This window comes from Terrabacter carboxydivorans (genome assembly GCF_039532035.1).
GTDB classification, from domain to species: domain Bacteria; phylum Actinomycetota; class Actinomycetes; order Actinomycetales; family Dermatophilaceae; genus Terrabacter; species Terrabacter carboxydivorans.
In genome coordinates, this window is record NZ_BAAARE010000001.1 from 214,221 (window position 1) to 231,298 (window position 17,078).

The following is a 17,078-nucleotide window of genomic DNA, read 5'->3' on the forward strand; positions in this document are numbered from 1 at the left end:
GTCTAGAACTCCTCTCCGGTGTGGTTCATCAAACCTATGACTCGGCCTTGGTAGGTCGTCCGTAGCGCCGCCAGGATCTCCTCGAGCGGCAGGTCTATGAAGGTGCCACGGTCGCGGACGTACTGCATGTATTGGTGCCCGTCCCCGGCGAACTCGTGCATCAGGGCATCGTGACCGACCTCGAACTCAAGGGGAGACACCCCCGATCTGGCGCACAGCTCGCTGTTGAAGGCCGGCGTCACCTTGTTCCAGGTGCCCTCGACCAGCCACTCGACGTATCCGTGGTAAACGAACAGGTCGGTCCCCATCAATGCCTGGAGCTTGGGCGTGCTCAGATGGTTGCGGACGTCGGCGAACCCTAGTCTGCACGGGATCCCGGCTGCCCGAGCGGTCGCTGCAAGCAGCACGGCCTTGGGCACACACCAGTTGGCGCCGCCGGTCAGGACGCTGCTGGCGCGGTAGTCGGCGGGCTCCTGAGAGATGTAGTAGGGGTTGTAACGGATTTCGTCGCGGACAGCCGCGAACAGTGCCGTGGCCCGTTGGCCATCGCTGGCCGCGTCTGAGGTCACCTGCCTCGTGAACGTCTTGATGGCGTCATGTTCGGTGTCCAGGAAGAAGGTCGCCCGCAACAGCGGATTGTCCGTGGCGGTCATGTCAGTAGGACCTCGGCAGGCCGAGGCTGTGACTGGCCACGAAATTCAGGATCATCTCCCGGCTCACGGGGGCCGTTCTGAGTAACCGCGCGACGAACCACAGGTCCGCCAGTCCGTACTCCGTGCTAAGGCCGTTCCCGCCGTGGGTCTGGATCGCCTGGTCGAGGGCACCGAGGGAAGCCTCGGCTGCGGCGAACTTCGCGATGTTCGCCGCCTCCCCAGCATCGCCGCCATTGTCGAATTGCATCGCGGCATGCACCGCCATCAGCCTCGACTGCTGGAGACGGATGTACTGCTCGGCCAACGGATGTGCCAGGCCCTGGTGAGACCCGATGGGGACCCCCCACACCTGCCGGTCACGTGCGTAGCCGGCCGCCTTTGTCAGGGCGTAGCGACCGATCCCGTTGGAGATGGCAGCCGCCATGATCCGCTCGGGGTTGAGGCCATCGAACATAATCTGCAGCCCTTCACCTGCCGCGCCTAGCAAGTTCTCCTCGCCGACAAGGACGTCGTCGAAGGTCAGCGTGAACTGCTTCTCAGGGGCCACCATTTCGACGGGGATCATCGAGAATGCCACCCCTGGGCTGTTGGTGGGCACGACGAACAGCGAGTGTCGGTGCCGTCGGTCGGTGCCGGTGCCCGTTCGGGCCACGACAAGAACATGCTCCGCCTCGTCGAGGATCGAGACGTAGTATTTGGCGCCGTTGAGATGCCATTGACCGTCGCGGTACTCGGCGCTCAGGGAGATCTCGTGGGAGTTCGACCCGGAGTCCGGTTCGGTGATGGCAAAGGCCATCTTCTTCACCCCGCTCGCGAGACCGGGCAGCCATCGGCGGCATTGGTCCTCGGTGCCGTGCCGGGCGATGATTCCGCCACAGATGGCGGGCGAGACGATCAAGGTAAGTAGGGGGCAGCCTTGCGCCGCCATCTCCTCGGCCACGACTGCCAGGTCGGCGACGCCGCCGCCCCCGCCACCGTACTTCTCGGGAAGGTTGACTCCTGCGTATCCGGCAGCGGCGATCTCGTCCCACAGCTCCTCGACCTTACGACCGTCGCGGGCGCTTGCGACGAAGTAGGCGTGTCCGTACTTGCCCGTAATCTTTGCGACCGTATTGGCGATCGCCTTCTGTTCAGGGGTCCGAAGTGAATCCATGGAATGCTGCCTCCAGTCTCACGGAAGGTGAGGGGCGCGCTTGCGGTGTGGCGGGGTCCAGATGACCTACGGTTCATCCGTCTCGTGGCGGAGGACCCGCTTGAGGATCTTGTTGTTGGCGGTCATGGGCAACTCATCACGAAAGACCACGCTGCGAGGGGCCTTGAAATGGGCGAGTCTCGCCCGAGCGAATTCGATGATCTCGCTCTCACTGGCGCTGTGGCCCGGTTTGAGGACTATGTGGGCGCGGACCAGCTCGCCCATCTCCGAATCGGGGATGCCCACGACCGCACACATCCCGACTGCCGGGTGCTTGTATAGAGTGTTCTCCACCTCCATGGGGTAGATATTTGCCCCTCCGGTGATGATGAGGTCTTTGATCCGGTCCACGATTTCGTAGTAGCCATCGGAATCCCGCACTGCCACGTCGCCAGTCCGCATCCAACCACCGTCGATGAAGGTCTCCCGGTTCGCGTCGGGGCGGTTCCAGTACGCGTGGCAGACCATGGTCCCCTTCACCAGCACCTCCCCGGCCTCGCCGTCCGCGGCCTCAGCGCCGTCCGCGCGCTCGAGCCGCACGTAAAGGTTGCCGACCGGGTAGCCCACCTTGCCAGGTTTCCGCACCATGAACGGGTGGTTGGAGAACACCGGCGGGCATTCGGTGAGGCCGTAGTGCTCGACCACAGGACATCCCAGGACCTGCTCGCACTGAGCGATCAGGTCGGGTGGCATCTTGGACCCCGCGGTGAAGACACACCTGAGGTAGAAACGGTGCCGTGCCGGGTCGTGCTCATGCAGCATCCGCACCAGCGTGGTCGGCACGCCGGCGTACCACGTCACCTGGTGGTGGGTGAGCCAGTCGTTGCACTCGGCCCCGGACGTGAACCGCTCCACAAGCACGATCGAGGCACCGACCTCGAACGGCGCGTAGAGCACCACGCAGTTCGCGAACATGTAGAACAGCGGCATCGGGCTGAGACAGATGTCGTTCTCCTGCAGCTTCTGGTTGACCACGATCGCCTGACCGATGGCCCGTGTGGACTCGTGCGTATGCCGGGCACCGCGCAGGTGACCGGTGGTCCCGGACGTGTAGAACCGGCTGCACTCGTCGTCGGGAGAGCACTCCACGATCGGACACCAGTCGTCCGAGCCCAGCGCCAACAGCCCATCCCAGGCGTCGATACGAACGAGGTGGCGCAGATGGGGCAGTTCGTCCCGGATCTCCTCGACCAGGTTCGCGACCGAGGCACAGGCCAGGATGACGTCAACAGGGGAGTCGTTGGCGACGCTGATAACCTCGTCGCGCTTGAAGAGGGGATTGACCGCCGTGACGATGGCGCCCAGCCGCCAAGCGGCGAACGTGTAGATCACGACCTCAAGGCAGTTCGGCGACGAGTGCGCGAGCACATCACCCTTGCGCACACCGAGACCAACCAGCGCATTGGCCACCCGGTTGACCTGACGCTCGAGGTCCGCGAACGTCACCGTCTCCTCACCGAAGCTGATGGCGATCTTGTCCGGATGCCGGAGCACATTCTTACGGAGCAGCTCATAAGCCTGATTCATGTCTTGCCTCCATCTCGTGTCGCAGCGGATCGAATGCCGCAGTCACCTCGCCGGGTAGCAGCACCGGCTCCACACAGCAGTCGACCTCGGCCAGCCGGGCAGCCCAGTCGTCTCGGGTCCGGGCGCGGACCAGTTGCTCCATCGCCGGTTTGGCGGCCGGGGAGTACTGGCGGTCGATCAGCTCCGGAGCGCCAGCCGCGTCGCAGAACGCCTTCCAGAACTTCGGTTCGATCGCTCCGAATGCCAGGAGCTTGGCGTCGCTGGTCTCGAACAGTCCGTAGCACGGGGTCTCCTGCGCCAAGATGCTGGTGGCGATGCTGTCGTCCCGTATCCCCGGCGCGGCCAATGCATGCGCGACGCGCATCATCGGCACGTCAAGGTGGCGCCCCCCGTTGCCCCGTTCCCGAGCGAACAACGCCGACGCCACGGCGACGACGGCGGCGATGCTGCTGGTGAAGTCAACTATGGGCAGGGCCGGCAGCCTGGGCGCGCGCCCGAGCGCACCCGACAAGGCGAGGTAGTTGATGTCGTGGCCAGCCTTCATGGCCGCTGGACCATCGCGGTCGAACCCGGAGATGGAGCAGTAGATGATGTCGGGTCGCAGGGTGCGCACGGCGTCGTACCCCACGCCGAGACGCTCGACCACGCCCGGGCGGAACCCTTCGATCACGACGTCGCAGGTCGCGGCGAGTCCCAGGCACGTGGCCAGGTCGTCGGGGTCGCGAAGGTCGAGCTCACGCAGCGTCTTGCCCTGGTTGATCTGGGTGAAGTAGCCCTCCGCCGAGGACAGCGCGCGCATAGGGTCGCCACCAGGCGGCTCGACCTTGATGACCTCCGCACCCAGGTAGGCCAGCCAGCGTGCCGCATAGGGGACCGGCAAGAACACCCCGAGCTCGAGGACCCGCACGTCACTCAGCATCAGTCACCTCGCTGCGAACTTCGGGGGCCGCTTGGTCATCAGGGCCGCGGCACCCTCCTGGAAGTCCTCCGACGAGAGCAGCTGACCTTGGAGCGCGGCCTCGAGCTCCAGGCCGGTGCGCAGGTCGCAGTCCCGCGAGGCGTTCACCGCCCGCTTAACCAGGCCCACGGCCAGCGGCCCCAGCCCGGCGAATGTCCGCTCCAGGTCGTCCAGAGCCCGCCCGATGTCCTCGGTGAGGACATCGAGCAGTCCGATCCGGTGGGCCTCCGCGGCTTCGAGGATCGAGCCCGTCATCGCCAGCATCCGAGCGCGCCCAAGCCCGACGAAGGATGCGAGGCGCTGGGTCCCTCCCAGGTCGGGGATGATTCCCATCCGGACCTCGGGAAGACCGAGCCGGCTTCGGGGGGTGCCCAGCCGGACATCGCAGGCCAGCGCTATCTCCAGGCCCCCGCCGACACATACCCCGTCGATGGCAGCCACCACCGGAACCTCGGCGGCCTCGATGGACTCGGTGACTCCGCGCAGGCCAGCCAGCAGCCGGCGGAAGTCCTTCCCCGCATTCCGCGGGGAGAGGCTCTCGACGAGTTTGAGGTCCGCGCCGGAGCTGAAGGCTCCGTTGGCGCCCTGGAGCACAAGCAGACGGCACTGCGGATCCTCCGCTGCAGCCGCGACCCCGTCCCTGATCTCGGCCATCGATTCCTCGTCGATGGCGTTGAGGGTCTTGGGCCCGTCGATGACCAAGGTGTGGCGCGAGCCGTGCAGCTGCCTGTACACGCGGACGCCCCGTGCCCCCACATCACTCACGTCACCCATGTCACTCACGTCCCATGATGGACCGGGCCACGGCGATACGCTGGATCTGATTGGTGCCCTCGAAGATCTGCAGGATCTTCGCGTCCCGCATCATCCGCTCGACGCCGTAGTCACGCAGGTAGCCGTAACCGCCGAAGATCTGCACTGCGTTGGTGGTGACCTGCATGCACATGTCGGTGCAGAAGGCCTTGGCCATGGAGGCGTATTGGAGAGCGTCCGGCTCGTGCTCCTCGACCTTCCTGGCCGCCTCCAGCGCAAGCTCCCTGCTCGCGGCGATGGCCATCTGCTGATCGACGATAAGCCACTGAAGGCCCTGGTTGCTCGTGACCGGTCGGCCGAACTGCTCGCGACCCTTCGCATACTCGAGGGCCATATCGAGCGCGCCCTGTGCCAGGCCGACGGCGAGCGAGGCGACCAGGACCCGGGCGAAGTCGAGTCCGGTGAGGGCAACTCGAAGTCCCGTGCCCTCCTGACCGATGAGGTTGATGACGGGGACTCGTGCGTTCTCGAACCGAACCTCCACCAAGCTGCAGCCCCGCAAGCCCATTTTCTGCTCGTGACGGCCGATGGTGACTCCCGGCGTGTCCATCTCAAGGACGAACGCCGAGATGCCGCTGCCCCCAGGACCCCCGGTCCTCGCATAGAGCAGGCCGAGGTCGGCAACGTCGCCGTTGGTGATGAAGTGTTTCGTGCCGTTGACGACGTAGGAGTCGCCATTGAGCTCCGCCCGGGTCGTGATGGACGCGGCGTCCGAGCCCGATCCCGGCTCGGTCAGGAGGAAGGCGCCCAGCGCCTCACCCGACGCAAGCTTCGGCAGGTACCGGGCTGCCAGGTCGTCGCTGTCGGCCAGCGCCGCCGCGAAAATGTAGGGGACCAGGAAGCAAAGGGCGACGGAGGCGTGGTTTCTTGCCAGCTCCTCGATGATAAGGCTCCCGGTGACCACCCCTCGCCCGAGTCCGCCGTGCTCCTCATCGATCGCCAGGCCGACGAAGTCGTGCTCTCGCAGCACCTCCCAGGCGTCCCGGTCGAAGCCGTCCTCGACGTCGGCCAGCGGCGCCAGCGGCGCCAGCTGCCTCTCGGACACGAGCCGCGCCAGCGACTGGAATTCCCGCTGCTCATCATTCAGCTTCATCTGCTGCTCCCTGGACGGTGCGGGTGGCGGATTCGAGACCGAGCGCGAACGCCGCGTGCAGGACCGCGCAGTCGCGGCCCTCGCTGTCGCACACCCTGGCTTCGGCGAACGCCAGACGGCGCCCGTGGCGGATGGTCCTGCCATGGGCCGCTGCGCGGTCGCCCACGAGCGGACGGAGGTACTCCACGCTAAGACTGATTGTGGCGAACGGCTGGTCGAACCCGATGGAGGAGGCCAGGGCTCGGCTCATGGCAGCGTCGCCAAGGGTCGCGATTATTCCGCCGTGGACGGCCTTGTGGCCTTCCATGCCTCCGAAATGGCGTTCGCCGATATCGTCCAGGACGACTTCCGCCCGACCGCCGGACATCTCCGTGACGCGCATCCCCACGAGCTGGTAGACAGGGAACGAGTTCATATGCTCGATGGCTTTCGATTCCTCGGTAGTCATTGGTCGCTGCGACGCCCACTGGTGATCAGGTCGGTCGGTGAGACGGCGCTCAGACCGCCGTCCGCGACCAGGACCTGCCCGTTGATCCAGGCGCCCTCCTCCGAGCACAGGAAGCCGATAACATTCGCGACATCCTCAGGGGTTCCGGCTCGGCGAGCCGGGGTCAGCGAGACCAGCAGCCTTTCGAACTCCGCGCTATCGCCGAAGACACGTTCGCTGTAGGTGCGGGCGGAGTCGGTGAGGGTCAGCCCCGGGCGAACTGCGTTTACTCGGAATCCCCGGGGTCCGAGCTCGGCGGCGAGGTACATACTCAGCGTCTCGGCCGCGGCCTTCATCGACCCGAGGAGGCCGTGACCGACCATGGCTTGCGAAACGTCGATCCCGGACACGACGACGATCGCCCCCCCGGTCTCGGTCAGCGAGGTCATCGCTCGTACGCACTGAAGCAGGGCGTTGACGGTGATGCGGCTGGTCCTGCGGATGTTCTCGTCGTGAGTGTCCAGCAACGGCTTGAACGAGCTCGCCGCGGCATTGGCCACCAGGACGTCCAGCGAGCCCAGGTCCCGACCGAGCTCAACGAACATCGCATCGACCGCGTCGGCCTCTTCGAGGTCGGCGGCCACGCACAGGGCCTCCGCGCCCGCCTGCCTCACCGCCTCGGCAGTGCGCTCGGCGGCCTCCGGGCTGTTGCGATGATGCACGACCACGGTGTCGGCGCCGAGTTCAGCCAGGCGGACCGCGGTGGCCGAACCGATACCTCGCGAGGCTCCGGTGACCAGGGCATTGCCCCGGATCACAGGCCCAGTCCCTTGGCGATGATGTTTCTCTGGATCTCGGATGTGCCTTCGCCGACAGTCAGGTTCTGCGCGTCCCGGAGGAAACGTCCTACCAGCGCATCGGGTAGCTCGCCGGCGCCTCCGTAGATGTGACGCGCCGCGACGGCGGTACGCACGGCGACTTCGGTCGCATAAACCTTGGCCATGGAGGCTTCGGCGCTGAAGGGGGCGCCTCGGTCCACCAGGGTGGCGGCGCGGTAGACCATCAGGCGGGCCGCATCGATCTCGGTCGCCAGCGTGGCTAACTGGTGCCCGATCACCTGGAAACGGCCGATCGGTTGCCCGAACGCTTCTCGGGTCGCGGCGTAGTCCAGCGCAGCCTCGAACGCCCGGCGAGCGAGCCCGACCGCTCCCGCCGCAACGGTTACCCGGCCCTCATCAAGCGTTTTCATTAGTAGCCGGAACCCGCCCTCGGTTGTCAGAACGCAGTCGTCCGGCACGAAGGTGTCTTCAAAGAAGAGTTGCGCCGTGTCGGAGGAACGACTGCCCTCTTTGTCCAGCTTGACCCTGGTCAGTCCCTCGCTGCCGGCTTCGACGATGAAGAGCCCGATCCCGTCGTACCCCTTCTCGCGGTCAACATAGGCCGCCACGATCACGAAGTCTGCAATCGTGCCGTTAGTCGTGTACATCTTGCTGCCTTTGAGCCTCCAGCCGCCGTCGCACTTGTGGGCGCTGGTGCGAATGCTCTGTACATCGGAGCCGGCCTCGGGTTCGGTTAGGGCGAACGCGGCGATCCGATCGCCGTTGATCGCTGGTGCGAGAAAGCGATCACGCTGTTCGGGCGTACCGAAAGCTGAGATGGGGAAGGTGCCGAGGTGGGAGTGCGCGAATACCGATGTGCCGATGCCGCGATTGACGTACATCATCTCTTCAGAAATGATGCACTCGGAAATCTTGTCCATGTCCGGACCGCCCCGGTCAGCGGGGATGCGAGCACACAGGTAGCCGGCGGCGCCCAGAGCGGGGAACAGCTCGACCGGGAAGGTCGCCGAGCGTTCCGCCTCCTCGACCAGTGGACTGATAAACTTATCGCAGAGTTTCTTCACGGTGGAGCGCACGCTGTCGTGTTCCGGCGCGAACGCCACCTCGAAGCGAGCCCGGTCCATGGAGGGCAGTCGTGTGGCGCTCATGAACTGGCACCCTGCGCTCCTAGTGGGCGGAGTTCGCCTTCCTCGATGGCGTCACGAATTTGCTGTTTGAGGATCTTGCCCACCGGGTTGGTTGGTAGCGAGTCGACCACGAAGTAGGCGCGAGGGATCTCGAATCCAGCGAGTGCGGCGCGGCAGCTGCGCACCAGCTCTTCGGCAGTGACGGAATGGCCGTCCTCTAGTACGACGCAAGCGCAGACCTGCTCGCCCCACTTTGGGTCAGGTCTTCCGATGACTGCGACTTCCTTGATCGCCGGGTGCGCCGTAAGGGCCGCCTCGACGCGCACGGCGTAGACGTTCTCTCCGCCCGTCTTTATGACGTCCTTCGTTCGCCCCTCGAAGTACATGAAGCCGTCCACGTCAGCGCTCAGCATGTCTCCGCTGTGGAACCAGCCATCCCGCCAGGCGTTGTCGGTCTCCGCTGCGTTGCCGTAGTAGCCGCTGAAGAGATTCGGACCGCGAAGGACCAGCTCACCAGGAACGCCCGCCTCCACATCTTCACCAAGGGCGTCAACCAGTCGCCAATCCATGACTGGCTGCACCCGCCCGACGGAGTCGCCGCGCGAGAAGATGCTCGGTCCACGCAGGATCGTCGTCGCCCCGACAGTCTCACTCTGGCCGTACAGGTAGAAGATCTCGCTGTGCGGGAGGTTGGCGCGAACCTTGTCGCGGTTGAAGAAGTTTCCGCCAGCCGTGAAGAAGACACGAAGCGCGGTCAGGTCGTACTTGTCGGCCCCGGCCTTGACAAGCCAGTCGTAAAGGACCGGCGGCATCAGCAACAGGTAGGTGACTCGCTCCTCCTCAAGCGTCCGGAGGAACTCCGCTGGGTCGAAGTGATGGACGATGATGCCCGTCAGCCCCAGAACGCCATTCACGACGGTGAAACAGTTCATTCCGCCGGAGTGGTACTGGGGCAGATTGGTCAGGCACACATCGTCGTGGCGGAAGCCCACATTCCAGTGGAAGTTGAAGACATTCCACAGAAGGGACTCATGCGTGTGGATCGCGAGTTTGGGCAGACCCGTGGTGCCTCCGGTTGACAGGAGAATCACCGGGTCGGTGCCGCCTGCTGTCGTCGGAGGCTGGTCGGCCGGGGCCTCGGCGAGGATCTGCTCGTAGTCGAGAATCCCTTCCTCTGCTCGCCCGCGCTCGCTCGGGCCCGCCGGTCCGATGTGGATCAGATACCGCAGGTCGCGGAGCAGTCCACGCGCTCTCATCTGGGCGACTCGCTCAGAGTGATCGGAAGCGACGACCAGTATTGAACTCTCGCTCATGCTGACGAGTGCGTCAATCTCGTCATCGAGGCGCCGGGTCACCATTGGCACCATGACGGCCCCCATCTTGGCGCAAGCAAAGAACAGCTCGGCGTACTCGGCGCAGCCCTCCAACACCGTTGCCACCTTGTCGCCCTTGTGGACGCCCAGAGTGTGCAGCCCATTAGCCAGGCGGTTCGTCCGCTCGTCATACTCGGAGTAGGTGAGACGGCGCTGGCTTGTAATCAGCGCGGTCTTGTCAGGATATTCTTGCGCATGCCCACTGATGAAAGAACCAAGATTCGTCATGTCGAACTCTACTATCCCTCCGGCCGCGATAGTTTGCTTGCCTGCAAGCAAACTGAGAATAGGTGGCTAGGGTGATGGCTGTCAAGGGGGTCGACAGGAACGCGTCAGAGCCGGAGCGGCGTACCAGGGGAGGAGTGCCTCGAGCCATGCGAGTCAACCGCGAAGATGTTCTGGACAGGGCTCAAGAGGTGTTCGCCGAACGTGGGTACCGGGCGACCAACCTTAGCCACGTCGCCAGTCAGATAGGCGTCACCAGGCAGGCGTTGTACTACCACTTCCCCAGGAAGGTCGACGTCCTTCTGGCACTGTTCTCCCGCGTCATGGACTACTTCGAGTTGGCGGCGGACGCCATCGGCGAGGAGGGGGAAGAGGCACTGCTCTTCGACAGGCTCCTCGAGTCTCATGCGCGCATTGTTGCGCGCAACATTGACCTCGTCACGATCCTCCTGAGCGAGAACGCCGAGCTGCCTGCGGACATCCGTCCCGACGTACAGGCGCGGCGCCGCGCATACACCGATCGACTGATAGACGCGTATCGCGACGGTGTGACAGCGGGCCAGTTAACGCCCAGCAACCCCAAGTTCACCGTCTACACCCTTCTGGGCGCCTTGAACTGCATGTACCGGTGGTACCACCCCACGGGGCCAATCAACCCCGACGAGATGGCGGCCATGAGCGTCGACCTCCTGGCGAAGGGCTACCGGGCCCACTGATCACCTCCGGCGGGAGCGATCGCGAGCACTCGCGCCCGCCGGATCCACCAGTTTGGTGGAGCGACATTTGCACGCCGCGAGCATCTGTGCCATATTGCTTGCGGGCAAGCAAACAGGAGGTGTCGGTTGAAGAGTGGACAGACCCGACACCGGGTGCTGCTCGCGAAGGTCGGCCTCGACGGGCACGACCGCGGAGTCAAGGTGGTCGCACGGACCCTTAGAGACGCGGGCTTCGAGGTGATCTATCTCGGCTTGCGCAACTCGCCCGCTGCCATCGCGAGGGCAGCCATCAGCGAGGACGTCTCGGTGGTCGGCCTGAGTTTTCTTTCCGGCAGCCACCTCGCACTGACCCGTGAGGTGGTGGACGCCCTGGCCGAGTCGGGCGACGACATCGCTGTGGTGGTTGGGGGGACGATTGCCCAGCGCGACGTAGAGCAGTTACGGGAGGCGGGGGCCGACGCCGTACTCGGGGTGGGCACCTCAGGTGAGACCATCGTCGCCGAAGTCCGTCGTGTGATCGGGGAACGGCGATGACTCCGATTACGGCCGCCGCAGCCATCGCCGAACACGTCAAGCCGGGTGACACCGTCGTCATCTCCCCAGGGATGGGCGAGCCGGCCTCGTTGGTCGCCGAGCTTGCCAGCCAGGCAGAACGCCTCAAAGGGAGCCGAATCCTCTGCGGGCTTCTCCTGGATGAGTATCCCTTCGCCAGCGACGAGGCTCTCCGGCACCTCACGTTCGACACATGGCACACCATGGCTCCCATCCGCGACGCCGTGGCGTCAGGCCGGGTCGGCTTCTTCCCAATACGCGGCGGCAGGGTCGTCGACCACCTCTTGCGCACTGGTGTCGACGTACTCCTGTGCTCAGTCAGCGAGGCGGACCGTTTCGGATTCCACAGCTTTGGCCCTTCGGTGAGCTATCCGCTTCCGATCGCCCAGATGGCGCGCAAGGTCGTTGCCGAGGTGCATCCGGAGTTTCCCTACACCTGCGGCGAGACCGTCCTGCACCTCGACCGAATCGCGGCCCTCGTCGAGGCACCCGGTCCGGGCCGCTCCTATCGAGAGGCAGTACTGACCGAGGAGGCCAAACAGATCGCAGTCCACGTCCGCGAGCTCATCCCGGACCACGCGACACTGCAGGTGGGGATCGGGGCGGTTTCCGAGGCTCTGCTCAAGGCCCTGCTGGAACAAGGCAGTCCCGACGATCTGCGATTCTGGGGCATGGGCATCGACAGCATGGTCGACCTGTATCAACAGAGCGGCGTGGGACGCCGCCAGGGTCGGCCATTCCTGGTCGGCGCCGAGCTCATGGGCAGCACACGCCTCCTCGAGTTCGCCGACCGGAACCCTGACGTGACCCTGTACCCCTCCGCGGTCGTCCTCAGTCCCCAGTCAATAGCACAGGTGCCGAACTTCGTGTCGGTCAACACTGCTCTGGAAGTGGACCTCTGCGGAGCGGTCAACGCCGAAGTACTACGCGGCCGCCAGATCAGCGGCGCGGGAGGGTCGTTCGACTTCATTGAGGGCGCCACGATGTCCGAAGGTGGCATTTCGGTCATCGCCATCTCGTCCACCGCGGGCGACGGGAAGTTCTCGCGAATCGTGCCCCAGCTCAACGGCCCGGCCACGGTCCCCCGACACTCCGTGCAGTACGTCGTGACCGAATATGGCATTGCCGAACTCGCCGGGAAGACCCTGGGGCAGCGCGCGGAGTCGCTCATCAGCATCGCTCATCCGTCTCACCGCGATCAATTGGAAGCCACACGGACCGCGAAGTCCTGGGGTGGAGCACTGGCCTGACGTTTGAGCCTGGATCCACCACTCAACTGATATGTAGTGCCTTCCTGTCAAGGGGCAGGGTGAGGCGCCGTCGGGACACGGGTCAGTCCTGACGGCGCCTCTGCTTCGTCGTGAGGTGGCTGGCGAGCGTGTCGTTGGCGACGCCCGGTCAGACTGATATGCGCGGGTTGGGTACCGCAGGACGGTGGTTCGGCAGGAACGGGGGCCGCGTGTCTAGAGTCGAGCGTCGCTGTCTCCCAGAGGGATTGGCTGCTCATAGCTGTGTCGCGGATCTCGTTCCTCGCGCTGCCACCAACCGACCTCGGTCGGCGAAGCCGCTCAGGGGTAGTCAGTCGTCCATGACAGCCAACGACCAGCACCAGCCGGCCAGCTCGCGGGCGATCGCGACGTTGGCGACGGTGTGTCGTTTGAGGCGCTCGATGAACACGACCCAGCGGTGATGCAGCCGCCGGTTGCCCTCATCACCACGGGCCCGGGCGGCCGGCGATGCGAGGTCCCACCGGTCGCGCATCGTCTTGCCCGCGACGTACCGGGCGCGGTGGTGCCAGGCGGCCTCGACCAGCAGCCGCCGGGCGTGGCCGTTGCCGGTCTTGGTCACCGCCCCCTGGATCCGGGACGCGCCCGAGGAGTACTCGCAGGGGACCAGCCCGACGAACGAGCCGATCGAGTTACCGGTGAACCGGTGCCAGTCGCCGATCTCCACAGCGAGGGCGAACGCGGTCAACGTCGACACTCCCCGCAGGCCGCCCAGGCGGCGCACCATCGGGGTGAACTCACTGTCAGCGGCCATCGCCGCGATCGCCGCGTCGAGCCGGTCTCTGCGCGCCTTCACCGTCAGGACCGCGTCGTAGTCGGACTCGAACGCCACCCGGGTAGCCGGCGCGTCGAGGTGCTGGCGGCGCAGCCACACGTCGTGCGCGCCGGTCCACGCCTGCCCGCCGGAGTACACGATGCCCTGACGCAGCAGCAGTTTCGACAGCCGGTGCCGGGCCCGCATCAGATCGCCACGACAGTCCTCACGGGCCCGGACCAGGTCCCGCGCCGCCTCGGCCGCGACGGTCGGGACGGTCACCGCGGTGACCTCGTCCAACCGCAGCAGCCGAGCCAGGTGGACCGCGTCCCTGGCGTCGGTCTTGACCCGGACACCCACCGGCCGCTGCAGCTTCGAGGGTGCCGCGACCACGCACCGTACCCCGGCCGCGTCCAACGCCCGCGCCAGCCCGAACCCCGTCGGACCGGCCTCGTAGGTCACCGCGACCGGCCCGGGCAGATCGGCCAGCCAAGACTGGATGTGTTCGTATGACGGGGTCAATCGCGCGTGGAACAGCTCACCCGTGACGCCATCGATCGCCGCTGCCGCGACCGATCGTGCGTGCACATGTCAATGGCCAAGCCCAGGTCCCCGCTGGTGGCCAAGTGAAAGTCCCCACCCCTCGCGGTGATGCTCACGTGCTGGGGCGGCCTCCTGTCCGGGTTTTGGCGTCGCGCATGCGGTAGGACTGGCCGGTAGTGACCACGGTGGTGGCGTGGTGCAGGAGCCGGTCCAGGAGGCTGACGGCGGTGGTGTGCTCGGGCAGGAACCGGCCCCAGTCCTCGAACGACCAGTGCGAGGCGATGGCCAGGGATCGGCGTTCGTAGGCTGCGGCGACGAGCCGGAACAGCAGCTGGGTGCCGGTGTCGTCGAGCGGGGCGAACCCGACCTCGTCGAGGAGCAGGACGTCGTGGCGCAGCAGGGTCTCGATGGTCTTGCCGACGCTGTTGTCCGCCAGGCCCCGGTACAGGGTCTCGACGAGGTCGGCGGCGGCGGCGTACTTGACCTTGTACCCGGCGTCGACCGCGGCGTGTCCGAGCGCGATGAGCGTGTGGCTCTTGCCCGTGCCGGCGGGCCCGATCAGGGCCAGGTTCTCCCGGGCGGGGATCCACTCCAACGACGTGAGGTACGCCCACGTCGGCGGCGGGATCGAGGAGGCGGTGAGGTCGAACTCCTCGACGGTCTTCCTCACGGGGAAGGTCGCGGCCTTGAGCCGGGCGGCGGTGTTCGAGGCGTCACGGGAGGCGACCTCGGCCTCGATCAGGGTCCGCAGGATCTCTTCGGGTGTCCAGCGTTGGGTCTTCGCGGTCAGCAACAGCTCGGGGGCGAGCTGGCGGATGGTCGACAGCTTGAGCCGGCGCAGCCCAGCGGCGAGGTCCGCGGGCAGCTCGGGCACGGCCTTGGCGGTCACGACGACGCCTCCGCTTGGACAGGAACCGTTGCTACTGTTGGGGTTTCAGGTAGTAGCACGGGTGTGTACTCGCTCAGCAGACGACCCGGGGTCACGGGGAGGTCGATGACGAGGGCGTTGCCCGCGTGCCGAGGCTGAGGTGTCCCGGTGCCGGCGGCGAGGATGGACCGCACGTCCGCTGCGCGCCACCGCCCGAACGCGGTGGCCCGCTCGAGCGCGGCGATGAACACGTTCTCACCGTGAGCTGCAGCCAGGGTGTTCAGCTCGGTCAGCTCGGGTCCGAGGCGGGTGTGCCCGGCACCGGCGGCCCCGACGATGAACGCTTCCGCGGCAGGTCCGAGCGTGCAGAACTGTTTCTCCGCAGCCGTTTTCGGTCGTACCGACCGACGCGGTGCCGACCGGGGGCCGCCGTAGTGCTCGTCGAGGATCGAGGCCTCACCCGGGGCGACGAGCGAGTGCTGCGCGTGGACTTCCCCGGTGGCGGGATCGATGATGGCCACGTTCGGGCCCTCGGTCACGACCGCGACGGTGGCCCCGCGCAGCCGCAGCGGGACGGAGTACCGGGCGGAGCCGAGCCGGATCGTGGCCAGCTTGTCGACCTTGCGGGTCACCGGCGGTGGCCCGATGCTCAGGCGCAGTGACGGCAACGGGCTCAGCAGCTCCCGCTCCTGAGTCAGCCGCTCGGTCGGAACCGCGCAGGTCTCACTGTGCACGGCCGTGTTGACCTGCATGCACCAGGCCGCGGCCTGCTCGTTGGCGGCGTGAAGGTCGGCCAGCACCGCTGCGGTGACAGCCGGTTCGTCGATTGTGCCACCCTCGTGCATGGCTTGCTGCAGCATCAGCGGCCGTAGCAGGTCGTCCTTGCCGTACCCGACGAGGTTCTCGACCAGGCCCTTGGACTCCGGGTCGTGGGCCTCGCAGAAGTCCGGGCGGAACCGGTAGTGCGTGGCGAACCGCACCAGGTCCGGGGTCGGGACGACCCGGTTCGCGACGACCCCACCCTTGAGGCAGCCCATCCGGTCGGTCAGCACCACGCCCGGGACCCCACCGAGGACCTCGAAGCGCTCCGCGAGCAGCCGCAGCGTGGTGTCCTGCTTCTCGTCAGCGGCGAACCGCACGAACCGCACCCTCGACCAGGCCAGCACGGCGCAGAAGACGTGGACGCCGGCGATGACGCCCCAGTCGATGACCAGGTGCTCACCCGGGGCCCACACCGCGGGGCGTCGGGGATGGCCGTTGACGCGCCGGTAGCGGCGTCTTTCCTGCGCGACCAGGCGCCGGAAGTTGCGGTCCGACCCGGTGTACCCCGCCGCCCGCGCCTTCGGCAGCAGCCGCTTGGCGCTGACCCGGCCCTTCCCGGCCGTGACCGCGTCCGTGGCCAGGGCCCGGACGACTTCGTAGTTGCTCGGGCGTGGCGCCCGGACCGGGCGCTGCCCGCCTGCAGCGGTGACGGAGGTCCGCTCGATCACCCGCTTGACGGTCTTGTGGGTGGTGCCGCAGATCTCCGCGGCGCCACGGTAGGAGCCCACCAGCTGGTAGGCGGCAACAATGTCCATCTCTTCCCTCATGCTCTTCAATGGAGCTCTCCCTGGGCGGTGGCAGTGGCTGGCTAGACACCGCCACCGTCCACCGCTCAAGGGCTCACGCTCCGGATCGACACGACTCCTCGAGCAAGGGGTGGGGACTTCTACTTGGCCACCAGCGGGGACCTCACCTGGCCACCAGTGGGGACTTTCTCATGGCCATCGACAGCACATCGAGCCCCACACTCGTACGCTCGGTAAACACCGGGGCCTCCCACAACGGTCGGATAGGCCGAGCAGGCAGCCCCTACTCGGTAACCCACGAACATGTGTGAGTGAGGCCCCGGCCCGCAACCCCCCGGCCAACCCGAGCGGTCACTCCATACCGTCTAGTTCACGACGGCGTATTCGCGATGACAGGAAGTGGATGCTTACCGAACAGTCGCCTCTGACGCAACGGGTCCTGGCAGGAGAGACGCGCGCGGCGGCACGCCTGATCACGCTCATCGAAGACGGTCACCCAGCAGCATCAAGACCACTGGCTGAGCTCTTCCCGCACTGTCGGCAACGCTCAAAAATGAGGCCGAT

The 17,078-nt window shown here is 66.2% G+C and carries 16 protein-coding genes; 3 read left to right on the forward strand and 13 right to left on the reverse strand.

Annotation, left to right across the window (positions count from 1 at the left end):
* Positions 1–2: 2 nt before the first annotated feature.
* The 10 genes from ABD297_RS01040 to ABD297_RS01085 all read right to left on the reverse strand — a co-directional run bounded on the left by ABD297_RS01040 (position 3) and on the right by ABD297_RS01085 (position 10,230).
* Positions 3–653, reverse strand: a complete 651-nt coding sequence (locus ABD297_RS01040) for a transglutaminase-like domain-containing protein (protein WP_344252261.1) — start codon at positions 651–653, stop codon at positions 3–5.
* A 1-nt stretch (position 654) separates the two neighbouring features.
* Positions 655–1,806 (reverse strand): acyl-CoA dehydrogenase family protein, encoded by a 1,152-nt coding sequence (locus ABD297_RS01045; RefSeq protein ID WP_344252262.1) that lies wholly within the window; start codon positions 1,804–1,806, stop codon positions 655–657.
* A 66-nt stretch (positions 1,807–1,872) separates the two neighbouring features.
* The gene (locus ABD297_RS01050) at positions 1,873–3,372 is read right to left on the reverse strand and encodes a class I adenylate-forming enzyme family protein (protein ID WP_344252263.1); all 1,500 of its coding nucleotides are present in this window, start codon (positions 3,370–3,372) and stop codon (positions 1,873–1,875) included.
* Positions 3,356–4,291, reverse strand: coding sequence for a CaiB/BaiF CoA transferase family protein (locus ABD297_RS01055; RefSeq protein ID WP_344252264.1), 936 nt, complete (start codon positions 4,289–4,291; stop codon positions 3,356–3,358). The genes ABD297_RS01050 and ABD297_RS01055 overlap by 17 nt, the downstream gene beginning before the upstream one ends.
* A 3-nt stretch (positions 4,292–4,294) precedes the next feature.
* Positions 4,295–5,065: an enoyl-CoA hydratase/isomerase family protein gene (locus ABD297_RS01060; protein ID WP_344252265.1), complete on the reverse strand. Its 771-nt coding sequence runs from the start codon at positions 5,063–5,065 to the stop codon at positions 4,295–4,297.
* 40 nt (positions 5,066–5,105) lie between these two features.
* Positions 5,106–6,236: an acyl-CoA dehydrogenase family protein gene (locus ABD297_RS01065; RefSeq protein ID WP_344252266.1), complete on the reverse strand. Its 1,131-nt coding sequence runs from the start codon at positions 6,234–6,236 to the stop codon at positions 5,106–5,108.
* Positions 6,223–6,684, reverse strand: a complete 462-nt coding sequence (locus ABD297_RS01070) for a PaaI family thioesterase (RefSeq protein WP_344252268.1) — start codon at positions 6,682–6,684, stop codon at positions 6,223–6,225. Before ABD297_RS01070 ends, ABD297_RS01065 begins: the two co-directional genes overlap by 14 nt.
* On the reverse strand, positions 6,681–7,481 hold the full coding sequence (locus ABD297_RS01075; protein ID WP_344252269.1) for an SDR family oxidoreductase: 801 nt from the start codon (positions 7,479–7,481) through the stop codon (positions 6,681–6,683). The genes ABD297_RS01070 and ABD297_RS01075 overlap by 4 nt, the downstream gene beginning before the upstream one ends.
* A complete protein-coding gene (locus ABD297_RS01080) occupies positions 7,478–8,650 on the reverse strand; it encodes an acyl-CoA dehydrogenase family protein (protein ID WP_344252270.1) in 1,173 nt (390 codons plus the stop codon). Before ABD297_RS01080 ends, ABD297_RS01075 begins: the two co-directional genes overlap by 4 nt.
* A complete protein-coding gene (locus tag ABD297_RS01085) occupies positions 8,647–10,230 on the reverse strand; it encodes a class I adenylate-forming enzyme family protein (RefSeq protein WP_344252271.1) in 1,584 nt (527 codons plus the stop codon). The genes ABD297_RS01080 and ABD297_RS01085 overlap by 4 nt, the downstream gene beginning before the upstream one ends.
* 146 nt (positions 10,231–10,376) lie before the next feature.
* On the opposite strand from ABD297_RS01085, the gene ABD297_RS01090 reads away from it, so the two are divergent.
* The 3 genes from ABD297_RS01090 to ABD297_RS01100 all read left to right on the forward strand — a co-directional run bounded on the left by ABD297_RS01090 (position 10,377) and on the right by ABD297_RS01100 (position 12,745).
* Entirely contained in the window at positions 10,377–10,943 is a 567-nt protein-coding gene (locus ABD297_RS01090) for a TetR/AcrR family transcriptional regulator (RefSeq protein ID WP_344252272.1), read from the forward strand.
* 153 nt (positions 10,944–11,096) lie between these two features.
* Complete coding sequence (locus ABD297_RS01095) at positions 11,097–11,477, forward strand: cobalamin-dependent protein (RefSeq protein ID WP_344252273.1); 381 nt, start codon at positions 11,097–11,099, stop codon at positions 11,475–11,477.
* Positions 11,474–12,745: an acetyl-CoA hydrolase/transferase family protein gene (locus ABD297_RS01100; protein ID WP_344252274.1), complete on the forward strand. Its 1,272-nt coding sequence runs from the start codon at positions 11,474–11,476 to the stop codon at positions 12,743–12,745. Before ABD297_RS01095 ends, ABD297_RS01100 begins: the two co-directional genes overlap by 4 nt.
* Positions 12,746–13,073: 328 nt before the next feature.
* On the opposite strand, the gene ABD297_RS01105 is transcribed toward ABD297_RS01100, so the two are convergent.
* The 3 genes from ABD297_RS01105 to istA all read right to left on the reverse strand — a co-directional run bounded on the left by ABD297_RS01105 (position 13,074) and on the right by istA (position 16,544).
* A complete protein-coding gene (locus tag ABD297_RS01105) occupies positions 13,074–14,123 on the reverse strand; it encodes an IS110 family RNA-guided transposase (protein ID WP_344252276.1) in 1,050 nt (349 codons plus the stop codon).
* 67 nt (positions 14,124–14,190) lie between these two features.
* Positions 14,191–14,967: an IS21-like element helper ATPase IstB gene (gene istB, locus ABD297_RS01110; RefSeq protein ID WP_344252278.1), complete on the reverse strand. Its 777-nt coding sequence runs from the start codon at positions 14,965–14,967 to the stop codon at positions 14,191–14,193.
* The gene (gene istA, locus ABD297_RS01115; protein ID WP_344252279.1) at positions 14,964–16,544 is read right to left on the reverse strand and encodes an IS21 family transposase; all 1,581 of its coding nucleotides are present in this window, start codon (positions 16,542–16,544) and stop codon (positions 14,964–14,966) included. The genes istB and istA overlap by 4 nt, the downstream gene beginning before the upstream one ends.
* Positions 16,545–17,078 lie beyond the last annotated feature (534 nt).